Source organism: Streptomyces sp. NPDC005374, from assembly GCF_042872225.1.
Taxonomy (GTDB): domain Bacteria; phylum Actinomycetota; class Actinomycetes; order Streptomycetales; family Streptomycetaceae; genus Streptomyces.
Genome location: NZ_JBIAKA010000002.1, coordinates 386785 through 407828 on the forward strand (window position 1 = coordinate 386785; position 21044 = coordinate 407828).

A 21044-nucleotide genomic window follows, 5' to 3' on the forward strand; every position below is an offset into this window, starting at 1 on the left:
ACACGTCCGGCACGGGGGCCGGCGCAGCACCAACCAGCCGCATCCCTGAAGGGACGTAAGCACATGCCAAGACTCGGGCAAAGACGCTCGACCTCAAGACGCCTTCTCCACGGCATCACCAGGACACTGCTCCCGCTGACGGTCATAGCCGGTCTCACCAGCGTGATGGCGACACCGGCCTCCGCGGCCACCCCCACCCTCACCGTCGACCTCGGCACCACCACCGGAGCCTTCCACGGCGGCGCCGACGGCGCGCTGTACGGCCTGTACGGCCCGGACGTGCCGACCAACAACCTCATCGAGGGGATGGGGCTGCAGACCACCAACACCAAGTACCAGGACGGGCAGCAGCACCCCGGCTCGGACGCCCTGGAGGTCGCCAAGCCCTTCGTGGACAGCGGCGGCGGGGACGTCATGATCTACATGACGGACGTGTACCGCACGTTCAGTTATGAACGGGCCAGTTACGCCGCCTACCAGGCAGCCATGAAGACCCAGGTCGAGCAGGCGATGGCCAGTCCCTACAAGGACCACATCGTCTTCGTCCCCTACAACGAGCCCGACGGTATGTGGTACCAGGGCATGCGCACCCAGTCGTCGCCGCTGGCCAACTTCAACGCCGAGTGGCTCCAGACGTACAACTTCATCAAGAACATCTGGCCCGAGGCGCGGCTGGCAGGCCCCAACCTCTCCAGCTACACGGAGTTCGCCTACAAGGGCTTCCTCACCTACTGCAAGGCCAACAACTGTCTGCCGGACGTCGTGACCTGGCACACCCTGGGCAGCCCGGCGGACGTGCGCAGCACCGTCGACAACTACCGAGCGGCGGAGACCTCGGTAGGACTCACCTCGCACCTGCCGATCAACCTCAACGAGTACGCCCACAACTACCACCTGACCGACCCCGGCCAGATGGTGCAGTGGATCGCGGCCATGGAGGACGAGAAGATCGACGGCAACCTGCCGTACTGGAACATCAACGGCAACCTCGGCGACTCCGCCGCGGCCCAGAACACCCCCAACGCCCAGTGGTGGCTGTACAACTGGTACAGCTCCATGAGCGGCAACACCGTCAAGGTCGACGGCGCCTCGTCCAACGCCGCGTACACCCTTCAGGGCCTGGCGAGCCTGGACACGGCCAAGAAGCAGGCCCGCGTCATCCTCGCCGGGGGCGGCACCAGCGGTGACTCGAACACGGTCATCAAGAACATCGACCCCGCGGTCTTCGGCAGCACCGTGCACGTCAGCGTCCTCCAGGACCGCTACAGCGGCTACATCGGCGCGGCGGCCACCCCGACACGGCTCTCCGACGCCGACGTCGCCGTGGGCTCCGACGGCTCGATCTCCCTGCCCATCACCCTCGACGCGATGTCCGCGTACGAGGTGATCGTCTCCCCGGGCGGCACCGGCAGCAGCACCGCCTCCGACAGCACCTGGCGGGCCACGTACGAGGCCGAGAACGCCACGCTCAGCGGCAGCGGCTACAACATCAACACCGAAGGCACGACGGGCAACGTCGGCAAGCACGCCACCTCGGGCAACAAGGACGTCGGAGGCCTGCGCACCGATTCGACCACGGTGATCTCCTTCCCCGTCACCGTCCCCAACACCGGCGACTACAACCTGTCGGTGTTCGGCAACACCTACGCCAAGGACGCCGACGTCAAGGGCCCGACCAACGTGTACATGCGGGTCGACGGAGGCGCCTCGACCAGAATCGACGTCCCCGTGGCCTTCCAGTGGGTGATCTGGGGGCACAGCGACACCACCGTGCACCTCACCGCCGGCAGCCACACCATCACGTTGGCCACCACCGGCGACAACGGCGCGGCGACCGTCGGCGACGCCATCGTCGACAAGATCGACCTCCAGTACAAGGACGCTTCCGTCCAGGGCACCACTGTCTACGAGGCCGAGCAGGCCAACCTGTCGGACAGCGGCACCGCCTCCTACACCTCCCAGGGCCAGTCCGGCGCCGGCGCGGTCAACCTCACCTCCGGCAAGTCAACGACGTTCTGGGTCTACTCCGCACGGGACGGCTACGCCGACCTGACGGCCCGCTACCGCAACACCGGCCAGGCCGACCTCACCGTCAACGGCAAGACCGCCGACGACCAGACCCTCTCCGGCGCGACGACCGGAGCCTGGTCCACCTCGACCAACCGGGTGTACCTCAACGGCGGCATCAACAAGGTCAAGGTGACCGACACCAGTGGCACCCTCGCCCTGGACGACCTGGCCGTCACCCCGTTCAGCGCCACCGACGCCGTCACCACCGGCAACGTCGTCACCTACCAGGCCGAGAACGGCACCCTCACCGGCACCGCCGCCGCCGACACCACCTACAGCCAGGCCAACGGCGGCGTCGTCACCGGCATCGGCAACGGAACCGCCAACTCCCTCACCCTCGACGTCAACGCCCCCTCGGCCGGCACCTACGCCATGACCATGCGCTACGCCAACGCCGAGGAACTGCCCTCCAACCACTACAACCCCGACCTGTACGCCGAGCACGCCGACGTCAGCGTCAACGGCGGCACCTCCACCCGCGTCAACTTCGCCAGCACCCTGCACTGGAACCAGTTCCAGAACTACACCGTCCCCGTCACCCTCACCAAGGGCACCAACACCGTCAAGTTCACCGCCTCCCAGCTCTACAACTACGACGGCACCACCATCGGACTGGTCTACTCCGGCGGCGGCACCGACATCGGACAGCCCATGCGCTCCAGCTCCGCGCCCCACCTCGACCAGGTCTCCTTCGCCCCCGCGAGCCTGCACATCGGCGCGCCGTCCGGCTTCTCCTCCACAGCCGTCGCCCAGCACAGCGGGCTCTGCCTCGAAGACCCCGCCAAGTCCACCGCCGACGGCACCCAGTACCAGCAGAACACCTGCGGAAACGGCCAGGAGCAGACCTTCGACTTCCACCCCGTCACCGGCACCACCGACACGTACACCGTCGTCAACCACTCCAGCGGCAAGTGCCTGGACATCTCCGCCTTCTCCACGGCCAACGGCGCCGCCGTCCAGCAGTGGACGTGCACCGGCGGCACCAACCAGCGGTTCAAGCTGAGTGCGGTAACCGCGCTCGGCAACAGCCACGACTACCAACTCGTCGCCGTGCACAGCAACAAGTGCGTCGACGTCAGCAACATCTCCACCGCACCCGGCGCCCTCGTCCACCAATGGACATGCGACGCGGCAAGCGCCCTGACCACCAAGAAGAACCAGATCTGGAGGCTCTTGGGCAAGGACTGACCTGACCCACCACCGCGAACGCACCTGATCGTGCATCGGCCCGTCGTCGGCACAGACGGCGGGCCGATGCCCTTCCCCTCGGCGCCGCGGTCGCTGAGCATCGTGCCGGGGACATGAAGGGCCCTTGGGCTGCCCTGACGGAGTTTGGTGGATCGGGGTTCGGTGGGCCGTCATCTACTCTCGGCGGCTCACTGCGCGGCTCGACAATGCCCAGGCGGAACCGTCCTTGCCCTCATCCTGGGCTGGACACAGTACGACACGACGAGGAGGCACTGAACGTGATCGGTACATGGCTCCGCGAGCTCGGCCCACGTGACGAAGACGCGGTGACCCGCTCGGTTCTGCCGCCACCCAGGCTGGCGGAGTTCGTGACCCGAGTCGGAGCAGGCCCCTCCGGCTGGGCGGTCGAACTGGGCCGGGCCATGGCGGTACACATCACCGAGGAGATCCCGGAACTGGCTCTCGACGGGATCGTGCAGGAGCTTCGGAGGGGGTGTGAAGCGGTCGCCCTCGGTCTGGTCGCCGCTCTCTCCGACCAGCGGGACTTCACTGTTGCCGACGTGCCCGAGGTCTTCCTGGGCACGGCCGAGGTGGTGAGCCGTGGCGTCGGGATCGAGCACATGCTGCGCGCGATCAACGTGGGCCACTCCTTCGCCGTCCACGAGGTGCTGGACTCCTGTGAACAGCTACTGTCGGGCGACGAGCGGTTCACGGCGATGCGGCGCGTCTGTGAGCTGATGCTCAAAGTCGTCGACGAGCTGACAGCCGACATGGCCCGTGAGTTCGGTCAAGTGCAGCAGGCGTGGCAGGCCAGTGCCGCCGCCGCCCGGATGGAGGTCGTACAGAGCATCCTGCACGGCGACCGGGTGCCGCCGGACCGTGCCGCGCGTGTTCTCGGGTACGACCTCACCAGACAGCATCTGGCTGTCGTCGCCTGGGCCGACGATCCGGCCCCCGTGTGGTCGGGCCGGCTGGAGGAGGCCGCGCTCGACCTGCTGCGCGCGGCCGGCTGCACGTCGACCCTGGTGGTACCGGTCGGCGACCGGAGAGTCTGGGCCTGGGGCTCCGGTGTCCGTAGGCCACCTGGCCTTCCCACGCACGACACGCCCCAGCCCCGCCCAGGAGTCCGGATCGCCGCGGGGCTACCGGCCCCGTCGCTGGACGGTTTCCGGGACAGCCATTTTCAGGCGCTGGAAGCCGCCCGGGTCGGGATGATGTCCCACGGTCGGCCGTCCGGTGCCCGTTGGCTTTTCGACTACGGCGAACTCGACCTGGTGGCCATGCTCAGCTACCGCGTCGACATGGCCCGCGAGTTCGTGCGGCGCGAGCTCGGCGCGCTGGCGGGTCCCGGAGAGTCCACCGCCACGGTGCGGACCACGCTCAAGTGCTACCTGGACGAGGAGCGCAGCCTCAACGGCGCGGCCGAGCGCCTGCACGTCGCACGCAACACGGTCGCCTACCGGGTACAGCGGGCGGAACAGCTGCGCGGAAGAGAGATCGGCGTGCGGCGCATGCAGCTCCAGGCGGCGTTGACATTGGTCGAGGAGCTCGGCGAGGCGGTCCTTTCCCCGGAATCGACGCCTTCCCCGGACAGTCAGGACCGGACTTCCCGGCCCGCAAGGTGACTGGAGTACAAGCCGGGCGCGTGCGTTTGCATCGCAGTCCAAGCGACGGCACGGTGTCGCGGGGCTTCATGGTGGGGTCCGTTCCGACCCCCCGACACCGCTGACGGGGTACGTCGGCCTTGCCATGAGCCCAGGAGCCCGTGATGCCGGCTGCCACGAACGACCCGACCCGCCTTCCGGCCGGGGTACTCGCATCCGTCGAACGGCGTGTCCTGTGGCTCTCGGCCGCCATGGTCGACCATGCCAACAACGTGCGCGAGAACTCCTCGGGGCTGAAGGTAGGAGGCCACCAGGCATCGAGCGCGTCGATGGTCTCGGTCATGACCGCGCTGTGGTTCCAGCACCTCCGGCCGCAGGACCGCGTCTCGGTCAAGCCCCACGCGTCACCGGTGCTGCACGCGATCAACTACCTTCTCGGCGGTCTCGACGCCAGGTACCTCACGTCGCTGCGTGAGTTCGGCGGCCTGCAGAGCTACCCCAGCCGTACCAAGGACCCCGATCCGGCCGACTACTCGACCGGCTCGGTCGGTATCGGTGCGACGGCACCGGTCTGGGGCGCGCTGGCACGGCGCTATGTCGACGCCCGCTTCGGGGGAGCCGGCCGAGGTCGTCAGTACTCCCTCATGGGCGACGCCGAACTGGACGAAGGCGCATGCTGGGAGGCCGTCCTCGACCCGATGGTCGCGGATCTGGGTGAGGTCGTCTGGATCGTGGACGTGAACCGCCAGTCCCTGGACCGGGTGGTGCCGGACATCGCCGCCCACCGCTTGGAGAAGATGTTCGCCGCCATCGGCTGGCAGGTCGTCACCGTCAAGTACGGCAGGCTCCTGCAGGACCTGTTCACCCGCCCCGGTGGCGGCGCCCTGCGCGAGCGACTCGACACGATGAGCAACCCCGAGTACCAGCGGCTGCTCCGGCTCCCGGCCTCCGACCTGCGCGAGCGCCTTCCCGGCACCGGCACCGACACCGACCGGATCCGCTCCCTCCTCGCCGAACTCCCCGACGAGGATCTGCTGCGTGCTCTGCGCAACCTGGGCGGCCACGACCACGAGGCCCTCGCGGACGCCTTCGACACCATCGATGACAGCCGCCCCACGGTGATCTTCGCCTACACCGTCAAGGGATACGGCCTGCCTATGGAGGGCCACCCCCAGAACCACTCCTCGCTGCTGACCGCGCCCCAGGTCGCCGATCTCGCGGCCCGGCTCGGCGTGGACCTCGCGGACAAGTGGGCCCGGTTTCCCGCAGGCAGCCCCGAGGCCGTCACCTGCGCCGAGGTCTCAGCACGCCTTGCCCGCACCCCGGTCTCCGAGGCCGAACCTCCGCCCGTACCGACCGACTTCGGCCGGACCGTCTCCGGCACTCAGTCGAGTCAGGCGGCCCTGGGCCGAACCCTGCTCGACCTCCTCAGGTCGGCGCCCGAGACCGGGGCGCGCGTGGTCACGCTGAGCCCCGACGTCAGCTCCACCACGAACCTCGGCGGCTGGGTCAACAAGGTCGGTGCCTGGTCCGCCGCCGAACGCCACAACTGGTTCGCCGACGACCCCGACACTCTCCTGCACTGGCGGGAAAGCCCCCAGGGCCAGCACATCGAGCTGGGCATCGCCGAGACCAACCTCGTGTGCGCTCTGGGCGAGCTCGGCTCCACCTGGAGTCGCTGGGGCCAGCCGCTACTGCCCATCGGTGTCCTGTACGACCCGTTCGTGGAGCGGGCCCTGGAACCGTGGTCCTTCGGCGTCTACTCCGGCGGACAGTCGATCCTCGTCGGAACCCCCTCCGGCGTGACCCTCGCCGCCGAGGGCGGCGCACACCAGTCGGTCAAGACGCCCTCCATCGGCCTGGAGCAGCCCGGCTGCACCACCTACGAACCTGCATTCGCCCAGGACACCGAATGGGTCCTCCTCGCCGCCCTGGCCCGTCTGGGCAAGAAGGACGGTTGCTCGGCCTATCTGCGCCTGTCGACCAGGCCGGTCGACCAGACGCTCGCCGACGTGCCGGCCGACCCCGTGGCACGCGAACGGCGCCGCAGGCACACCGTCGCGGGCGGGTACGTGCTGCGCCGGGCCGAGGGCGCCGTCGTGACCATCGCCGCGATGGGGGCGCTCATGCCGGAGGCCGTCGCGGCCGCGGACCGCCTCACCGCCCTGGGTCAGCCGGCGGACGTCCTGTGCGTCACCAGCCCCGGTCTCCTCTTCGAGGCCGTACAGGCACGCCGTGGCATGGGTGACGCACCGGCCTGGATCCTCGACACCCTGCTGCCCGCCTCGACGGCCAAGCCCATGGTGACGGTGCTCGACGGGCATCCGCACACCCTGGCCTTCCTCGCCGGAGTGCAGGGCGTTCCCGCTGCGCACCTCGGTGTCAGCCGGTTCGGGCAGTCGGGCGACCTGGCGAGCGTGTACCGCCACCACGGCATCGACGAGCCGGCGATCGTGTGCGCCGCCCTGGACCTCGTCGACTGAAGCCGACCGAACCGGCCCGGCCCCAACCCCCCATTTCCGCAAGGCAATTCCACCACCACCCCGGAGGCTCGTCCATGGTCACCCATCTGGCCCACTACCGCTCCGACGGCGGCGACAACAGGTGGGGGGTCGTCGTCGACGGTGGGCTCTCGCCTCTGAGCGACACCTACCGCACCACCGCGGACCTCATCCGGCACGGCACCGACGACTGGCGAGCCGCGAGCCGCCGACCCGCAGCCCTCCCCCTGGACGACGTGGAACTGCTGTCCCCGGTGACGAGGCCCTGCCGGGTGATCTGCCAGGGGACCAACTACCGTCAGCACGCGATCGACTCCGGGATGGACCCCGACGCCCGCGTGTTCAACCTCTTCTTCGACAAGACCGACGCCTCCCTCACCGGCCCGCACGCGTCTGTCGTACGGCCGAGTCACGTACGCCTCCTCGACCACGAGATCGAACTCGCCCTGGTCATGCGCAAGGAGGTCACCGAGCCGGAGGAGGTCACGGACAAGAACCTCCACGAGTACGTGTTCGGCGTGACGATCGCCAACGATCTCTCCGCCCGCGACGTCCAACTGCCCCAGGGCCAGTACTTCAAGGGCAAGAGCTACCGCGGGTTCTGCCCCGTGGGTCCCCTTCTCGCCGTACCGGAACCCCACGAGTTCCCCCTCCTCGACGAACTCGGCCTGCGCCTCGAAGTCAACGGACAGCTCCGCCAGCAGGACAGCACCGCCAACCTGCTCCACCGCCCCGCCGAGACCCTCACGGAACTGACCACCTTCTGCGACCTCAGCCCCGGTGACCTCCTCCTCACCGGCACCCCCCACGGCTGCACGGCGACGACACCTCCCGCCCTGCTGCGCCGGCTCGCCACCGCCCTGCTGCCCGAGGACAAGCTGTGGGCCCTGTTCATCCGACTGAACCTGAAGAAGCCCTACCTCGCGCCGGGTGACGTCATCACCGCGGCCATCCACAACGCCGACCGGTCCATCGACCTGGGCACCCAGCGCACCACCATCACCACGCCCTGAGAGGCCCCGTGGAAGGACAGCACATGCAGCACACGAACCCCGACACCGCGGCCGGCCAGGGATCACCGTCCGCGGACGCCCTCGCTCCCGACTTCCTGGCCCACTGGGTCGTCAAGACCGCCCGCAGCAAGGAGATGATCGCCTGGTACGGGACCGTCTTCGGAGCGCACATCGTCCACGAGGACAAGCAGATCGCCTTCCTCACCTGGGACGAGGAGAGCCACCGCCTGGCCCTCGTCAAGGTCCCGCGCCTCCTTCGATACGCCTTCCCCTTGGCCCGGTTCCGCCGGAAGCTCTACGGAATCGACCACCTCGCCTTCACCTTCCGGTCGTTGGAGCGGCTGCTGTCGAACTACGACCGCCTCAGGAAGGCCGGAGTGCTGCCGGTGTGGGCGATCAACCACGGCCCCACGACCTCCCTCTACTACGAGGACCCCGACGGCATCCGCCTGGAGTTCCAGACCGAGAACTTCCCCACGGCCCAGGAGACCGCGGACCACTTCGGCAGCACCGCCTTCGCCGACAATTCCATCGGCACCGACATCGACCCCGGCTACCTGCTCGAACGGCTCAGGAGCGGTGCGTCCCCTGCGGACCTGCTCAAGCCCGGCGCCGGTACCCGCCCGGGCACGACCCCGCGGGCCAACAAGCGGGCCATCACGTGGAAGACGCTCTGAGCCATGTCCATCGAACCGACTGAAGCGTCTGAATCAACCAACTCGACCGGCCCCACCGAGCCGGTCGTCATCGTCGGAGCGGGAGCCACAGGTTGCACCCTCGCCCTCCTGCTCGCCCGCCACGGCATACCCAGCACCGTCCTCGAACGGCGAACGACCCCCCTGCTGCACCCCGCGGCACACGTCGTCAACGCGCGCTCCTTCGAGATCTGGCACCACGCGTCACCGAAGCTAGCACAGGAGATCGCGGCGCTGGCCCCACCGGTCGAGACCGTCAACATCATCCGCTGGAACTGTCGGCTCGCCGACGAGCCCCTGGGCGAGATCGACCTCATCGAAGACTCCGCACAGCTCGCGCGCGTACGCACCCACAGCCCGTTCCTGATCTCCCACATCGGGCAGCACCTCCTGATGCCCGTGCTGTGGAAGGCCCTGGAACGGGAACCCCTCGTGGACTTCCGGCGCGGCGTCACGGTCCGTGACACGGAGGATGTGACCGCGAGATTCGTCATAGCCGCCGACGGCGCCAACAGTGCCGTCCGCGAGAGCGCCGGGATCCGTATGCGGGGCAGGGTGCTGGCCAACATGGGCAGCGTCTTCTTCAACGCCCCCGGCCTCCACCCGGAGGGCACGGGCACACCCCTGCTCACCTGGATCTACGAACCGAACCTCTGCGGCGTCCTGATCGCCCACGCGGACGGCGACTACGTACTCATGACCGCCTACCTCCACCCGGAACAGCGGATCGCGCGCGACAGCCGGGCCTACTGGGAGCGCATCCTCCCCAAGGTCCTGGGACCGGACGTCCCCGTCGGGATCCGCTCGACCGGTACCTGGACCATGACCTCCGACACGGCCGACGCCTTCCGCCAGGGCCGGCTGTTCCTCGCCGGTGATGCCGCACACCGCTTCCCGCACACCGGCGGATTCGGCCTCAACAGTGGTGTCCAGGACGCCCACAACCTCGCCTGGAAGATCGCCGCGGTGCTCGACGGCTCCGCGAACGACTCTCTCCTCGACACCTACGAGACAGAACGCCGGCCCGTCGTCGAACGGTTCGCCGAGCAGAGCGTCGCCAACCACTTCCGCCTCGACGAGGTGACCAAGCCGCTCGGCATCACCAACCGGGCTCTTCGCGCGGCCACCGAAGCCGTCGGCCACCCCCTGCTCTCACGGGTACCGGGACGGCTGATCGCCGCGACCGCGGACCTCGTGACCCGCCTGCAGCTGCGCCGCACCCGATCCCTTCAGGGCGACAGCTCCGGGGCGCGCCGGCTCCGTACGGAAATCGCCTCCAGGATCCCGGCGCAGCTGGAGCACTTCGCCTCCACCGGGCTGGAGTTCGGCTACGCCTACGACGGTCCCCTCATCTGCCGTGAGTCAGGCACGCAGCCACTCGAAGGCGAGGGCGTCGTCAGCTACCGTCCCACGACCTGGCCCGGCGCCCGCCTCCCCCACGCCATGGTCCTGCACGAGGGGAGCCCCCACCCGATCCACGACCTCCTCCTGCACAACGGCCTCACGCTCGTCACCGCGGACGCCCTGGCATGGACACAAGCGCTGCGGGACCTCCGGGTCGAGACCGTTCTTCCCTTCCGGGTGGTCGGCCTGGTCGCCCCGGCCCCCGGCGATCAGCGAAGCCTCCTGGACCTCTACGAGGTGGGTGAGCAGGGAGCCGTTCTGGTCAGACCGGACGGCCACGTCGCCTGGCGCACCACCGACTCGTGTCGCGATGCCACCGATGACCTCATCTCCCTGTTCGCGAACAGGTGGAGACCTTTCGGCGCGAATCCGCGCTGAGCGCTTCGGCGGACGTCAGGTGAGCCTAGGCGAGGTGGTTCATCACCCGTCTCCTCGGACACGACTGCATGATCCCGGCGCCAGGAAGTGGCCACCGGCTTGACAGGAGACCGTATCGGCAACACTGTAACCGTTATGAGTATCTGGTCTGAATCCCAATCCGACTCACTGTTCGTGGACGTCGATGGTCTGCGGGTCCACTACAAACGCGCCGGACACGGACCGACGGTCGTGCTGCTGCACGGCAGCGCCTCGTCCCTGCACCACTTCGAGGGCGTGGCGGCCCTGCTGTCGGCGTCCTACGACGTCATCCGCCCCGATCTGCCGGGGTGGGGTCTCACCGGGCCGCGCGCCGACCGCAACTACCGCGTGCCCACGTACGCGGCCACGGTCGCCCGGTTCCTGGACGTCCTGGGCGTGCGCCGAAGTGTCGTGGTGGGCAACTCGCTGGGCGGCAACATCGCGTGGAACCTCACGGTGGACCGTCCGGAGCGGGTCAGCGCCTTGGTGCTCGTCAACGCCACCGGTTACCCGGAGAAGTCACTCCCGACAGGCATGCGGCTGGCCCGCAACCCACTGTTGCGCCCTCTCCTGCGCCGGGCGATGCCGCGCCGCGTGATCGAACGGAACCTGCGCTCGGCCGTCGGCCCGAACCCCCGCATCACCGAAGAGTCGATGGCGCAGATGGTGGAGCGGTCGTACCAGCTGATGAGCCGGCCCGGGAACCGGTCGGCCTTCGTCGACTTCGTCAACACCGACCAGCCCGACCGCAGCGCGGACATCGCCCGCATCACGGTGCCGACCCTGGTGCTGCGCAGCGCGGGCATCGACGGCCAGCACTTCGCCCGGGACATCCCCGGCGCCCAGGAGCTGGTCCATCCGGAAGGCGGCCATCTGCTGCCGGAAGAGGACCCGCACTGGGTCGGCGACGCCATCGCCACGTTCCTCGCCTCCCACTCCGACGGCACCCAGCAGCGGCAAGGAGGCCGACCGTGAAGTACTTCGTATCGACCGGCGAGGACCGCCGTCTCGACCCTGTCTCGCGGCAGAGCCTGCGCGGCAGCTTCGTCGAGCTGTCCGACGGTGTCACCCACTACGAGCTGGCAGGACCAGAGGACGGCGACGTCGTCCTGCTGGCCGGCAGTCTCACGGTTCCGCTCTTCTACTGGGACCGCTTGGCGGCGGAACTGCAGGCCCGGGGGCTGCGCACCCTGGCGTGCAGCGCGTACGGGCGCGGCTACTCGGACCGGGTGCGGGCGACGTACGACGAGACGCTCTTCGTCCGCCAGCTCTTCGAGCTCAAGGAAAAGCTGGGCATCACGCAGCCGCTACACCTCGTCGGCACCTCCATCGGCGGCCTCGTCGCGATGCGGTACGCCGCGCGGTACCGGGAGTCCCTGACGACCCTGACCATCGCGGGACCCGCGGGGCTCATCCCCAAGAAGGTACCGACGCACCGGCTGTTCACCAGTGACCTGCTGACCGGGGTCATCGCGCGGCGGTTCGGGCGCCGGCTGCTGGAGGGACACCTGGGCCACAACGTGCGTGATCCCCAGCGCCAGGCAGAGCTGACCGCGATGGTTCTCGACGCCTACCGCTACGAAGGCTCGCTGTACGCGTTCTTCGACACGCTCCAGCATGTGCCGTTGTCCGGCCGCACCGAGCTGTTCGAGCGCGCGGGCGAACTGGGCATCCCGACGCTGCTGCTCTGGGGCGCCGACGACAACGTCACGCCCATCGACCAACTCGACACCGCGCGAGCTCTGTTGAAGCCGCAGCAGTGCCACGTCATCGACTGCGGCCACATGGCCCCCTACGAACGACCCCGCGAAGTCGCCGAGCACATCGCCTCGTTCACGGCGGCCCACGCGAAAAGGCAGGACTCATGAACCAGCACAAGCCCCTCGACGTCCTGGTCATCGGCGCCGGTCCGACCGGGACCACCCTGGCGATCGACCTCGCCCGCCGCGGCCTGGACATCCGTGTCGTCAACAAGTCGGACCACGCCTTCGGCGGTTCACGGGCCAAGGGCGTCCAGCCCCGCACCCTGGAGGTGCTGGAGGACCTCGGAGCACTCGACTCGGTCCTCGCGAGCGGCAGCACCTATCCGCTGCTCGGCATCCATTTCGGCCCGCTGACGGTTCCGTGGCGGATGATACGCAACCGGCAGCCGAGCACGGACGTCCCGTACCCCAACACGTGGCTGATCCCCCAGCACAGCACCGACCGCGCTCTGCACGACCGCCTCGAACAGCTCGGCCACCACGTCGAGTTCGCGACGGAACTCGTCGCACTGACCCAGGACGCAGACCACGTCACCGCCAAGGTGGTCGGCCCCGACGGCACCGAGGAGATCACAGCCCGCTACGTCGTCGGCGCCGACGGCGGTTCGAGCACCATCCGCACCCAACTCGGCATCGGCTTCACCGGGTCGACGGACGAACAGGACCGGATAGTCATCGTGGACGCCGTCACCTCGGGCCTGTCCCGTGACCGGTGGCACATGTGGCCCCGACGCGGAGGCAAGTCCGCCGGCGCCTGTCCGCTGCCCCACAGCGACATCTTCCAGTGGATGATCCGGCTGGCGGCCCACGAGGAGCCCGAGCTCGACGAGGCGCGGCTCAACGAACGGATCCGCTCGATCACCGGCAACAAGCGCATCACGCTGAGCGACATCCGGTGGACATCGGTGTTCCGGCCCAACATCCGCCTCGCCGAGAGTTACCGCCAAGGGCGCGTCTTCATCGCAGGCGACGCCGCACACGTGCACACCCCGGCCGGCGCCCAGGGACTGAACACCGGTATCCAGGACGCCTACAACCTCGGCTGGAAGCTCGCCCAGGTCCTGGCCGGCGCCGACCCCGCGCTGCTGGACACCTACGAGGCCGAACGGAGGCCGATCGCGGCCGAGGTGCTCGGACTGTCCACGAAGAACTACGACGGCATGACCAAGCTCGACCCGTCGAGCCTCAAGCGCGGCAAGGACGAACAGCAGCTCGCCCTCACCTACTTCGGCGGCCCCCTCGCCCCCGCCCACAGCGACCGCACCACGACCCTGCGCGTCGGCGACCGAGCGCCGGACGCCGTGCTGACCGGCGGCGACGGCAAGCACGTCAGGTTGTTCGACGTCCTGCGCGGACCGCACTTCACCGCGCTCGCCCACGGCCGGCGAGCCGTCCACGCCCTCGACCAGCTCGAATGGCCCGCGTCCGGCGCGCAGTTGCAGCGGATCGCTGTCGGCTCCGCCGCCGAGCGCGCCGACCACGTCCTCACGGACACCGCGGGAACACTCGGCTCGGTCCACGGCCTCACCCAGGACACCCTGCTGCTTGTGCGCCCCGACAGCTACATCGGCCACATCGCGACCGAGGACATCCTCACGATCACCCGCACCGCCATCCAGGCCGTGACGCCCTCCGCAGGGGCGGCACCGTGTCAGGAGCCTCCCGGCATGAAGGGCATCGCATGAACCGCATACTGCTGCGCGGCGCGCGGGTCGTCACCATGGCGCCCGGCCGCCCCGACGCCGAACGTGCCGACATCCTCATCGACGGCGACCGCATCGCCGTGATCGGCCAGGACCTGGACGCACCCGACGCCGAATCCGTCGACCTCACCGGACGCGTGATCATCCCCGGCCTGGTCAACGCCCACCTGCACACCTGGCAGACCGGGCTGCGTGCCGTGGGCGCCGACTGGACGCTCATGGAATACCTCACCCGCCTGCACGGGGGCGCCGTCCGGCACTACCGGCCCGACGACATGTACGTCAGCAATCTCGCCGGCGCGCTGACCCAGCTCAACTGCGGTACCACCACCCTCGGCGACTGGTGCCACAACAGCGTGACGCCCGAGCACGCCGACGCCGCCGTCGAAGGGCTCGTACAGGTCGGCATCCGGGCCGTCTTCCTGCACGGCACCCCCTACCGGGACCCGGCCCTCCCCCATCCGCTCGCCGAGATCGACCGCCTGCTGAACGGACCCGCCGGCGATCACCCCCTCCTCACGCTCGGCATGGCCGTCCAGGGACCGCAGTACTCCTCCCCCGACACCGCGGTGGCCGACTTCAGAGCCGCGGCCGAACGCGGTCTCGTCACCTCCCTCCACCAGAGCGGCGGGGACCTCGCGCCAGGCTGGGACGCCGTACGCGACGCCGGACTCCTCGGCCCCCGCACCAACGTGGTGCACGGCTCCGACCTGCCCGACGACTGGGTCAAGAGGCTCGTCGAGTCCGGCGTCACCTTCACCAGCACACCGGAGAACGAACTCGGCCAGGGCCACGGCACCCCCGTCACCGGCGCCCTGCTGCGCCACGGTGCGGCCCCCTCGCTCGGCACCGACGTCGACACCGTCGTACCCGGCCAGGTCCTCACCGCCGCCCGCGTCGCCCTCGCCCACCAGCGCGGCCTCGACCACGCCCGCCACCGGCAGAGCACCGGCACACATGCCACCGCGCCGTCGGTCACCGCCAAGCAGGCGCTGGCATGGGCCACCGTCGAGGGAGCGAAGGCGCTCGGCCTCGCCGATCGGGTCGGCCACATCGAGGCGGGCATGCAGGCCGACCTGGTCGCCGTCGACACCCGTGCCCTCAACCTCTGGCCCGCCCACAACCCGGTCGCCGCGGTCCTGCACGCCGACATCGCCAACATCGAAGCGGTGATGGTGGCCGGCCGCTGGCGCAAGCGCGACCACGCCCTGCTCCATCCCGGCCTCGACAAGATCAAGGACCGGCTCCAGGAGTCGGGCGAACGGCTCCTCCGTGCGATGGACACGGCGTGAGACCTCGTAGCCGGCTCCCCGCACCCCCCGAACAGCCACGCCTCGACGAACGTCCGCGCCGACCCTCCGTACCGCGAGGTACGGCGTTCCGGCTGGTGGCCGTGGCCTTCGCCGTGACCATGCTGGGCACCACCCTACCGACCCCGCTGTACCCGCTGTACCAGCACCGCCTCGGGTTCTCGACCCTCATGAGCACAGTGATCTTCGCCGCGTACGCGGTGGGCGTCCTGACCGCGCTGGTGCTGTTCGGACGGGTCTCGGACGTCCTCGGACGGCGGCGCATACTGCTGCCCGGCCTCGCCTGCGCCGTACTCAGCGGACTGGTGTTCCTGAGCGCGGACAGCCTGCCCCTGCTGATCGCCGGACGTGTCCTCTCAGGCCTGTCCGCGGGCATCTTCACCGGCACCGCGACCGCCACACTGGTCGACCTGGCCGACGAGGGCGCGGGGGAACGCGCCACCCTGGTCGCCACGGTGGCGAACATGGGCGGCCTCGGCGCGGGACCGCTGCTGTCCGGACTGCTCGCCCAACTCGCCCCGGATCCCCTGCGGTTACCGTTCGAGGTGCACCTCGGCATGCTCGCCGTGGTCACGGCCGGCGTATGGCTGATGCCGGAACCGGTCGAGGTCACCGGGCGGCCGCGGCTTCGCATGACCCGCCCGAGGGTGCCCGAGCAGGTGCGTGCCACCTTCCTGCAGGCCTCCATCGCCGGATTCGCGGGCTTCGCGGTGCTCGGGCTGTTCACGGCGGTCGCACCATCGTTCCTCGGTCGGCTGCTCCACCTGCATGATCCCGCGCTGTCGGGCGCCGTGGTCTGCGCGGTGTTCGCCGCCTCGGCCATCGGCCAGATCACCCTCGTACGACCACTGGGCCGAGCAGCCCTGCCCGTCGGGTGCAGTCTGCTGATGGCAGGCATGGCCCTACTGATCGCGAGCCTCGCCGTCGGATCGCTGGTACTCCTGCTGGGCGCCGCCGTGGCAGCCGGGCTGGGGCAGGGAGTGAGCTTTCGCGCGGGCTTGGCAGCGATCAACGCCGAAGCGCCCCCTGGCCAGCGGGCGGAGGTTGCCTCCACGTACTTCATCGTGGTCTACGTCGCCATCTCAGCGCCAGTGGTGGGCGTCGGCGTGGCGGCCGACGTCGTGGGGCTTCGGGCAGCCGGGATCGGCTTCAACGTGGCGGTGGCCCTGCTGGCTGCGAGCGCGCTGGTGGCCGTGCGCAGGAGCCGACGTGAACGGTGAACGGCAGGATGTCGTCCAGGGTGGTGCGGGCGGTCGCCCCGAGCGCCAGGCTCTGGGCCAGGAGCAGATCGTCCGCGCCGCCATCGGCCTTCTCGACACCGCGGGCATCGGCGGTCTGAGCATGCGACGCCTCGGTGAACTTCTCGGCTCCACCGCTGCAGCGATCTACTGGCACGTCAGGAGCAAGCACGAGCTCCTGTGGCTGGCCTCCGACGCGGTCTGGGCGGAACTGCGGCTGCCCGACCTGGAAGGGGCCGAGTGGCGGGAGGCATCGACCACCATGGCTCAGGAAATGCACGCAATGTTCCAGCGGCACTCGTGGCTCGTGTCCGCCACGTCCGTCCACGCCCCGTACGGCCCGGGTCGCGCGCGCCACGACAACCACTTGCTCGCGCTCTGCTCGGCGGCCGGGTTCACCGACCCTGACGCCGGGCACGCAAAGGAGACCATCCAGGCATTCGTAATCGGTGCCTGCGTCACGGCGAGGTCCCACACGAGTCTCGTCTTCGGACTGCGGGCAGTGCACGACGGGCTCCAGACACGGATCACCCCTCGCCCATGAGCGTGGGCAGCGCACTACCGGCGATGGGTGCAGTGTCTCGGTGTCTCCCTGGGAGGCCTTCCGGTGTAGGTCTTCTCGCCCATTACCCGCCGTGGCGAGTTCGTCTGGAAGGGCCTCCTCGAACACGACGTGGCCGACGCCCCCACACCTGATCGTCGAGGACGAGAGCGGTCGCGGGGTGGTTCTCCAAGGCCGGCCGAAGGCGTCGCGGATCAGCTGCGGACGGTCGACAGCCGGCGGCGGTCAATCCATTCGAACATCACCTGGAGCACCTGGGGCATCTTGGAAACGGCACAGTGTCCGGTGTCCGGAAGCAGGTGGACTTCCGTGTCCCGGCGGCCGTCGAAGACGAGGGTGTCCTGCTGGGGGACGTGGACGTCGTCAGCTCCGTTGATCACGAGCATCGGGACGTTGGTGTCGAGGTCGAGCAGCGGACGCAGGACGAAGTACGGCCAGTTCTCGGCCAGTTCGTCGGGGGCCGGTTCGTGGTCGAACCCCAGCGCGTTGCCGACGATGCCGTCCATGCCGTGCGCGAACCCCCGGCCCCGGGCGAATGCCGTCTCGACGGGGCCGCCGATGACGATCGCCGCGTCCACGTCACCTGCCAGGCCCGAGCGGGCCGAGAAGTGTCCGCCCATGGACATGCCCAGATGCAGGACGCGCCCATTGCCCAGCGCTCGCGCCTCGGCGGCCAGTGCGCGCACGATATCGGCGCCGACCTCCGAGTTCATGGGACCGGCGCACTCACCGGTGCCGGGGATGTCGAAGGCGAGCACACCCATGCCGGTGCGCAGGGCGACCATCTCGAACAGCCCGTGGAAGTCCATTTTCCACGTGTCCACTCCCCCGCTGGCGAGCAGGACCGGGGTATCGCCGGACCAGCCGCGCGGGGTGAGCAGGTGTACGGGGAGAGTGATGACACCCTCCCCGCAGGGCACGTCGACGATGCGGCGCTCGAACGCTGCCTCGAACCCGGGGGCGGCGAGGACGTACTGCTCCAGCTGCCGCTCCAGCGCCGTGTGTTTGGCGTCGTCGGCCAGGGTGGGGAACTTCGCCCAGCCGTAGGCGAGCGCCGCGAGTCGGTGCTGACGACGCTCGGCGTATCCGGCGGCCAGTCGCGACCACTCGTACACCCAGCCGCCCGGCCGCTCGGGCCACATCTCGGCGACCGCCGATCGGACCGCCTCGACATCCTCGACCGGCAGACCGCTGTTCACCATCTGCCGGTACCGCTCCACGAACAGGTCCTCGGGGGCGACTTTCCACTGGTAGGGCATGCGGCTCCTCATTCCCACCGCATCGACGCGGTGTTGTCGGTGTGGACGCCGGGGTCGGCATGGATCTCAGCGGGATGCGCCATCGGTCCGCCCGTCCGGAGGCCGTGCGGGCAGCACGAGACGGAACGTGCACCCCTTCCCCGGCTCGGTGTCGAGCTCCAGGCGACCGCCGTGGCCCTCGGCGATGGCGGCGGCGATGGCGAGGCCCAGACCGCTGCCGCCGTGGGAGCGGGAGCGGGAGGGGTCGGCACGGTAGAAGCGCTCGAAGACGTGCTTGGCGTTCCGGGCGGCGAGTCCGGGCCCCTCGTCCGCGACTTCGAGGACGCCCACGGGTGTGCCGTGAGGCAGCGGTGGTGACGCACTGGTGCGTCCCGGACGGTCGGCTCCGCAGGTGTCCGCGCTGACTCCGGTCGCGCCCACCCTGACATGGACGGGGGTGCCGGACGGGGTGTGCAGGCGTGCGTTGGAGAGCAGGTTCTCGACGATCTGTCTCAGCCGGTGAGGATCGCCGGTGGCCTCGGCCACCACCAGTTCGTCGTTGCCCGCCGGGTCCGGCAGCGGCCCGAGGTCGACCGGGTGGCTCGTCCCGTGCAGGGCGGCGGTCCGCACGGCGTCCGCCGCGAGGGAGAGCAGGTCCACCGGGGCGCTCTCGTACGACGGTTCCCGGTCGAGTTGAGCGAGAAGTTGGAGGTCGTTGATGAGGAGGCCCATGCGCTCGGCGTTCTGCGCGATGAGCTGATGGGCCTCGCTCTCCTCGTCGGCCGACAGACGCGCTCGGCGCAGTGCGAGCTGTGCGTAGCCCTGGATGGCGGTGAGCGGGGTGCGCAGTTCGTGGCCGGCGTCGGCGACGAAGCGCCTCATGCGCGCCTCGGAGGCCTCCCGTTCGCGAAGCGCCTGCTGCAGTCTCTCCAGCATGGAGTTCAGCACCCCACTGAGCCGCCCGATCTCGGTGCGTGCGTCGGTGTCCGGGAGCCGTAGATCGAGTTGCCCCGCGCTGATCCGCTCAGCCGTGTGCTCCATGCGAGTCAGCGGGAGCAGGCCGAGCCGCACGACCCAGCGGCCCAGCGCGAGCAGGGCGGCGACGGCGACGGTCAGCAGCACGGCATTGAGCCACAGGAGTTTGGAGGTGGCGCCGTCGACCGTGTCCAGCGGCAGGGCGACGACGGCGTGCATGCCGTCCGGCCCGGAACTCGGCAGCACCCTCCATCGGCTGTCGCCGCTGACAGCGTCCACCGTCTGCGGATGGCCGTCCCGCAGCCCCAGCCGCGGCATGGAATCCGCGATCCTCGGCCCTGGCCTGTCATCCGCACCGAGCGACGTGTCCATCCGGCGGCCGGAGGCATCGTAGAAATAGACCCGGAAATCGGACGGCAGAAAGCCGAGCCGCTCGCCGGGCATGCCCCCTCTGGCGGCGTCGAAGTAGGCGGGGTCAGGCGGGTGGAAGTCGGTGAGCTGCTGGTCGACGCGGTCCATCAGCCAGGAGCGCAGCACCCCGTAACCGATGACCTGGGAGACGAGCACGGCGACCGTGGCCAGCACGGTGGCACCCAGGACCAGGCGCCGGCGCAGGGATCCGGGCGGGCGGGGCAGGGACCGTCTCACTGGTCCGCCGCCCCGCGCGGCAGCCGCAGGCAGTAGCCGACGCCACGCACGGTATGGATGAGCGGCGGTTCGAAGCAGTCGATCTTCCTGCGCACGTATCTGACGTACGTCTCGACGATGCGCGCGTCCCCGGAGAAGTCGTAGCTCCACACGTGATCGAGGATCTGCGTCTTGCTCAGCACCTGACCCGAGCTTGCCATCAGATAGGCCAGCAGCTTGAACTCGGTCGGCGACAGCGGAACGTAGTGCCCGGCGCGGTGCACCTCGTGCGCTCCCTCGTCGAGTTCGAGGTCGGCGTAGCGCAGCACGCTCTCCGGAAGGAGCGGTTGCGCCCCCTGTTCGGCCGTGCGGCGCAGGATGGCCTCGATGCGCAGAAGCACCTCCTCGATGTGGAAGGGCTTCGTCACGTAGTCGTCGCCGCCGGAGCTCAGCCCCTTGATCCGGTCGTCGACGTCGGTGCGGGCGGTCAGGAACAGCACGGGCACGCCGTTCCCGGCCGCCCGCAGCCGCTGCGTGACCTCGAAGCCGTCCAGGTCGGGGAGCATCACATCGAGCAGCACCAGGTGCGGTTTGCGCCGTTCGATCTCGACGAGGGCCGACTGGCCGTTCTCCGCTCCGCTCACCTCGTATCCGGTGAGACGGAGCGTGGACTCCAGCAGTGTGCGGATACTGGGTTCGTCCTCGACCACGAGGAGCCTGTACCGCGGCCTGCCCTGGGGCTGCTCGTTCATCG

15 protein-coding genes are annotated in these 21044 nt (G+C 69.5%); 12 read left to right on the forward strand and 3 right to left on the reverse strand.

Going from position 1 to position 21044, the window contains the following annotated elements; all coding sequences use genetic code 11:
* The first annotated feature begins 63 nt into the window (after positions 1–63).
* The 12 genes from ACFYRX_RS07220 (at position 64) to ACFYRX_RS07275 (ending at position 17432) form a co-directional block, all read left to right on the forward strand.
* Positions 64–3258, forward strand: a complete 3195-nt coding sequence (locus ACFYRX_RS07220) for an RICIN domain-containing protein (protein WP_389097321.1) — start codon at positions 64–66, stop codon at positions 3256–3258.
* Positions 3259–3536: 278 nt separating this feature from the next.
* A complete protein-coding gene (locus ACFYRX_RS07225) occupies positions 3537–4883 on the forward strand; it encodes a PucR family transcriptional regulator (protein WP_389097322.1) in 1347 nt (448 codons plus the stop codon).
* 143 nt (positions 4884–5026) lie between these two features.
* The gene (locus ACFYRX_RS07230; protein ID WP_389097323.1) at positions 5027–7345 is read left to right on the forward strand and encodes a pyruvate dehydrogenase; all 2319 of its coding nucleotides are present in this window, start codon (positions 5027–5029) and stop codon (positions 7343–7345) included.
* A 74-nt stretch (positions 7346–7419) separates the two neighbouring features.
* Complete coding sequence (locus tag ACFYRX_RS07235; RefSeq protein WP_389097324.1) at positions 7420–8376, forward strand: fumarylacetoacetate hydrolase family protein; 957 nt, start codon at positions 7420–7422, stop codon at positions 8374–8376.
* A gap of 23 nt (positions 8377–8399) precedes the next feature.
* The gene (locus ACFYRX_RS07240; RefSeq protein WP_389097325.1) at positions 8400–9053 is read left to right on the forward strand and encodes a VOC family protein; all 654 of its coding nucleotides are present in this window, start codon (positions 8400–8402) and stop codon (positions 9051–9053) included.
* Positions 9054–9056: 3 nt separating this feature from the next.
* Positions 9057–10853: an FAD-dependent monooxygenase gene (locus ACFYRX_RS07245; protein WP_389097326.1), complete on the forward strand. Its 1797-nt coding sequence runs from the start codon at positions 9057–9059 to the stop codon at positions 10851–10853.
* Positions 10854–10988: 135 nt separating this feature from the next.
* Complete coding sequence (locus tag ACFYRX_RS07250; protein ID WP_389097327.1) at positions 10989–11849, forward strand: alpha/beta fold hydrolase; 861 nt, start codon at positions 10989–10991, stop codon at positions 11847–11849.
* Positions 11846–12742 (forward strand): alpha/beta fold hydrolase, encoded by an 897-nt coding sequence (locus ACFYRX_RS07255; protein WP_389097328.1) that lies wholly within the window; start codon positions 11846–11848, stop codon positions 12740–12742. The genes ACFYRX_RS07250 and ACFYRX_RS07255 overlap by 4 nt, the downstream gene beginning before the upstream one ends.
* Positions 12739–14322 (forward strand): FAD-dependent oxidoreductase, encoded by a 1584-nt coding sequence (locus ACFYRX_RS07260; protein WP_389097329.1) that lies wholly within the window; start codon positions 12739–12741, stop codon positions 14320–14322. The genes ACFYRX_RS07255 and ACFYRX_RS07260 overlap by 4 nt, the downstream gene beginning before the upstream one ends.
* On the forward strand, positions 14319–15632 hold the full coding sequence (locus ACFYRX_RS07265; RefSeq protein WP_389097330.1) for an amidohydrolase family protein: 1314 nt from the start codon (positions 14319–14321) through the stop codon (positions 15630–15632). The genes ACFYRX_RS07260 and ACFYRX_RS07265 overlap by 4 nt, the downstream gene beginning before the upstream one ends.
* A complete protein-coding gene (locus ACFYRX_RS07270) occupies positions 15629–16870 on the forward strand; it encodes an MFS transporter (RefSeq protein WP_389097331.1) in 1242 nt (413 codons plus the stop codon). The genes ACFYRX_RS07265 and ACFYRX_RS07270 overlap by 4 nt, the downstream gene beginning before the upstream one ends.
* On the forward strand, positions 16860–17432 hold the full coding sequence (locus ACFYRX_RS07275) for a TetR/AcrR family transcriptional regulator C-terminal domain-containing protein (protein WP_389097332.1): 573 nt from the start codon (positions 16860–16862) through the stop codon (positions 17430–17432). Before ACFYRX_RS07270 ends, ACFYRX_RS07275 begins: the two co-directional genes overlap by 11 nt.
* 212 nt (positions 17433–17644) lie before the next feature.
* Here ACFYRX_RS07275 and ACFYRX_RS07280 read toward each other — a convergent pair whose 3' ends face one another.
* From ACFYRX_RS07280 to ACFYRX_RS07290, 3 genes are all read right to left on the reverse strand, one after another.
* Positions 17645–18709: an alpha/beta hydrolase gene (locus ACFYRX_RS07280; protein ID WP_389097333.1), complete on the reverse strand. Its 1065-nt coding sequence runs from the start codon at positions 18707–18709 to the stop codon at positions 17645–17647.
* A gap of 66 nt (positions 18710–18775) precedes the next feature.
* Complete coding sequence (locus ACFYRX_RS07285; protein WP_389097334.1) at positions 18776–20311, reverse strand: sensor histidine kinase; 1536 nt, start codon at positions 20309–20311, stop codon at positions 18776–18778.
* A complete protein-coding gene (locus ACFYRX_RS07290) occupies positions 20308–21042 on the reverse strand; it encodes a response regulator transcription factor (protein WP_389097335.1) in 735 nt (244 codons plus the stop codon). Before ACFYRX_RS07290 ends, ACFYRX_RS07285 begins: the two co-directional genes overlap by 4 nt.
* Between the last annotated feature and the right edge of the window lie 2 nt (positions 21043–21044).

Coding starts and splice junctions, on each gene's coding strand:
- ACFYRX_RS07240 (WP_389097325.1), top strand. CDS start 8,400: ATGCAGCACACGAACCCCGACACCGCGGCCGGCCAGGGATCACCGTCC.
- ACFYRX_RS07280 (WP_389097333.1), bottom strand. CDS start 18,709: ATGCCCTACCAGTGGAAAGTCGCCCCCGAGGACCTGTTCGTGGAGCGG.
- ACFYRX_RS07235 (WP_389097324.1), top strand. CDS start 7,420: ATGGTCACCCATCTGGCCCACTACCGCTCCGACGGCGGCGACAACAGG.
- ACFYRX_RS07245 (WP_389097326.1), top strand. CDS start 9,057: ATGTCCATCGAACCGACTGAAGCGTCTGAATCAACCAACTCGACCGGC.
- ACFYRX_RS07250 (WP_389097327.1), top strand. CDS start 10,989: ATGAGTATCTGGTCTGAATCCCAATCCGACTCACTGTTCGTGGACGTC.
- ACFYRX_RS07230 (WP_389097323.1), top strand. CDS start 5,027: ATGCCGGCTGCCACGAACGACCCGACCCGCCTTCCGGCCGGGGTACTC.
- ACFYRX_RS07265 (WP_389097330.1), top strand. CDS start 14,319: ATGAACCGCATACTGCTGCGCGGCGCGCGGGTCGTCACCATGGCGCCC.
- ACFYRX_RS07220 (WP_389097321.1), top strand. CDS start 64: ATGCCAAGACTCGGGCAAAGACGCTCGACCTCAAGACGCCTTCTCCAC.
- ACFYRX_RS07290 (WP_389097335.1), bottom strand. CDS start 21,042: ATGAACGAGCAGCCCCAGGGCAGGCCGCGGTACAGGCTCCTCGTGGTC.
- ACFYRX_RS07260 (WP_389097329.1), top strand. CDS start 12,739: ATGAACCAGCACAAGCCCCTCGACGTCCTGGTCATCGGCGCCGGTCCG.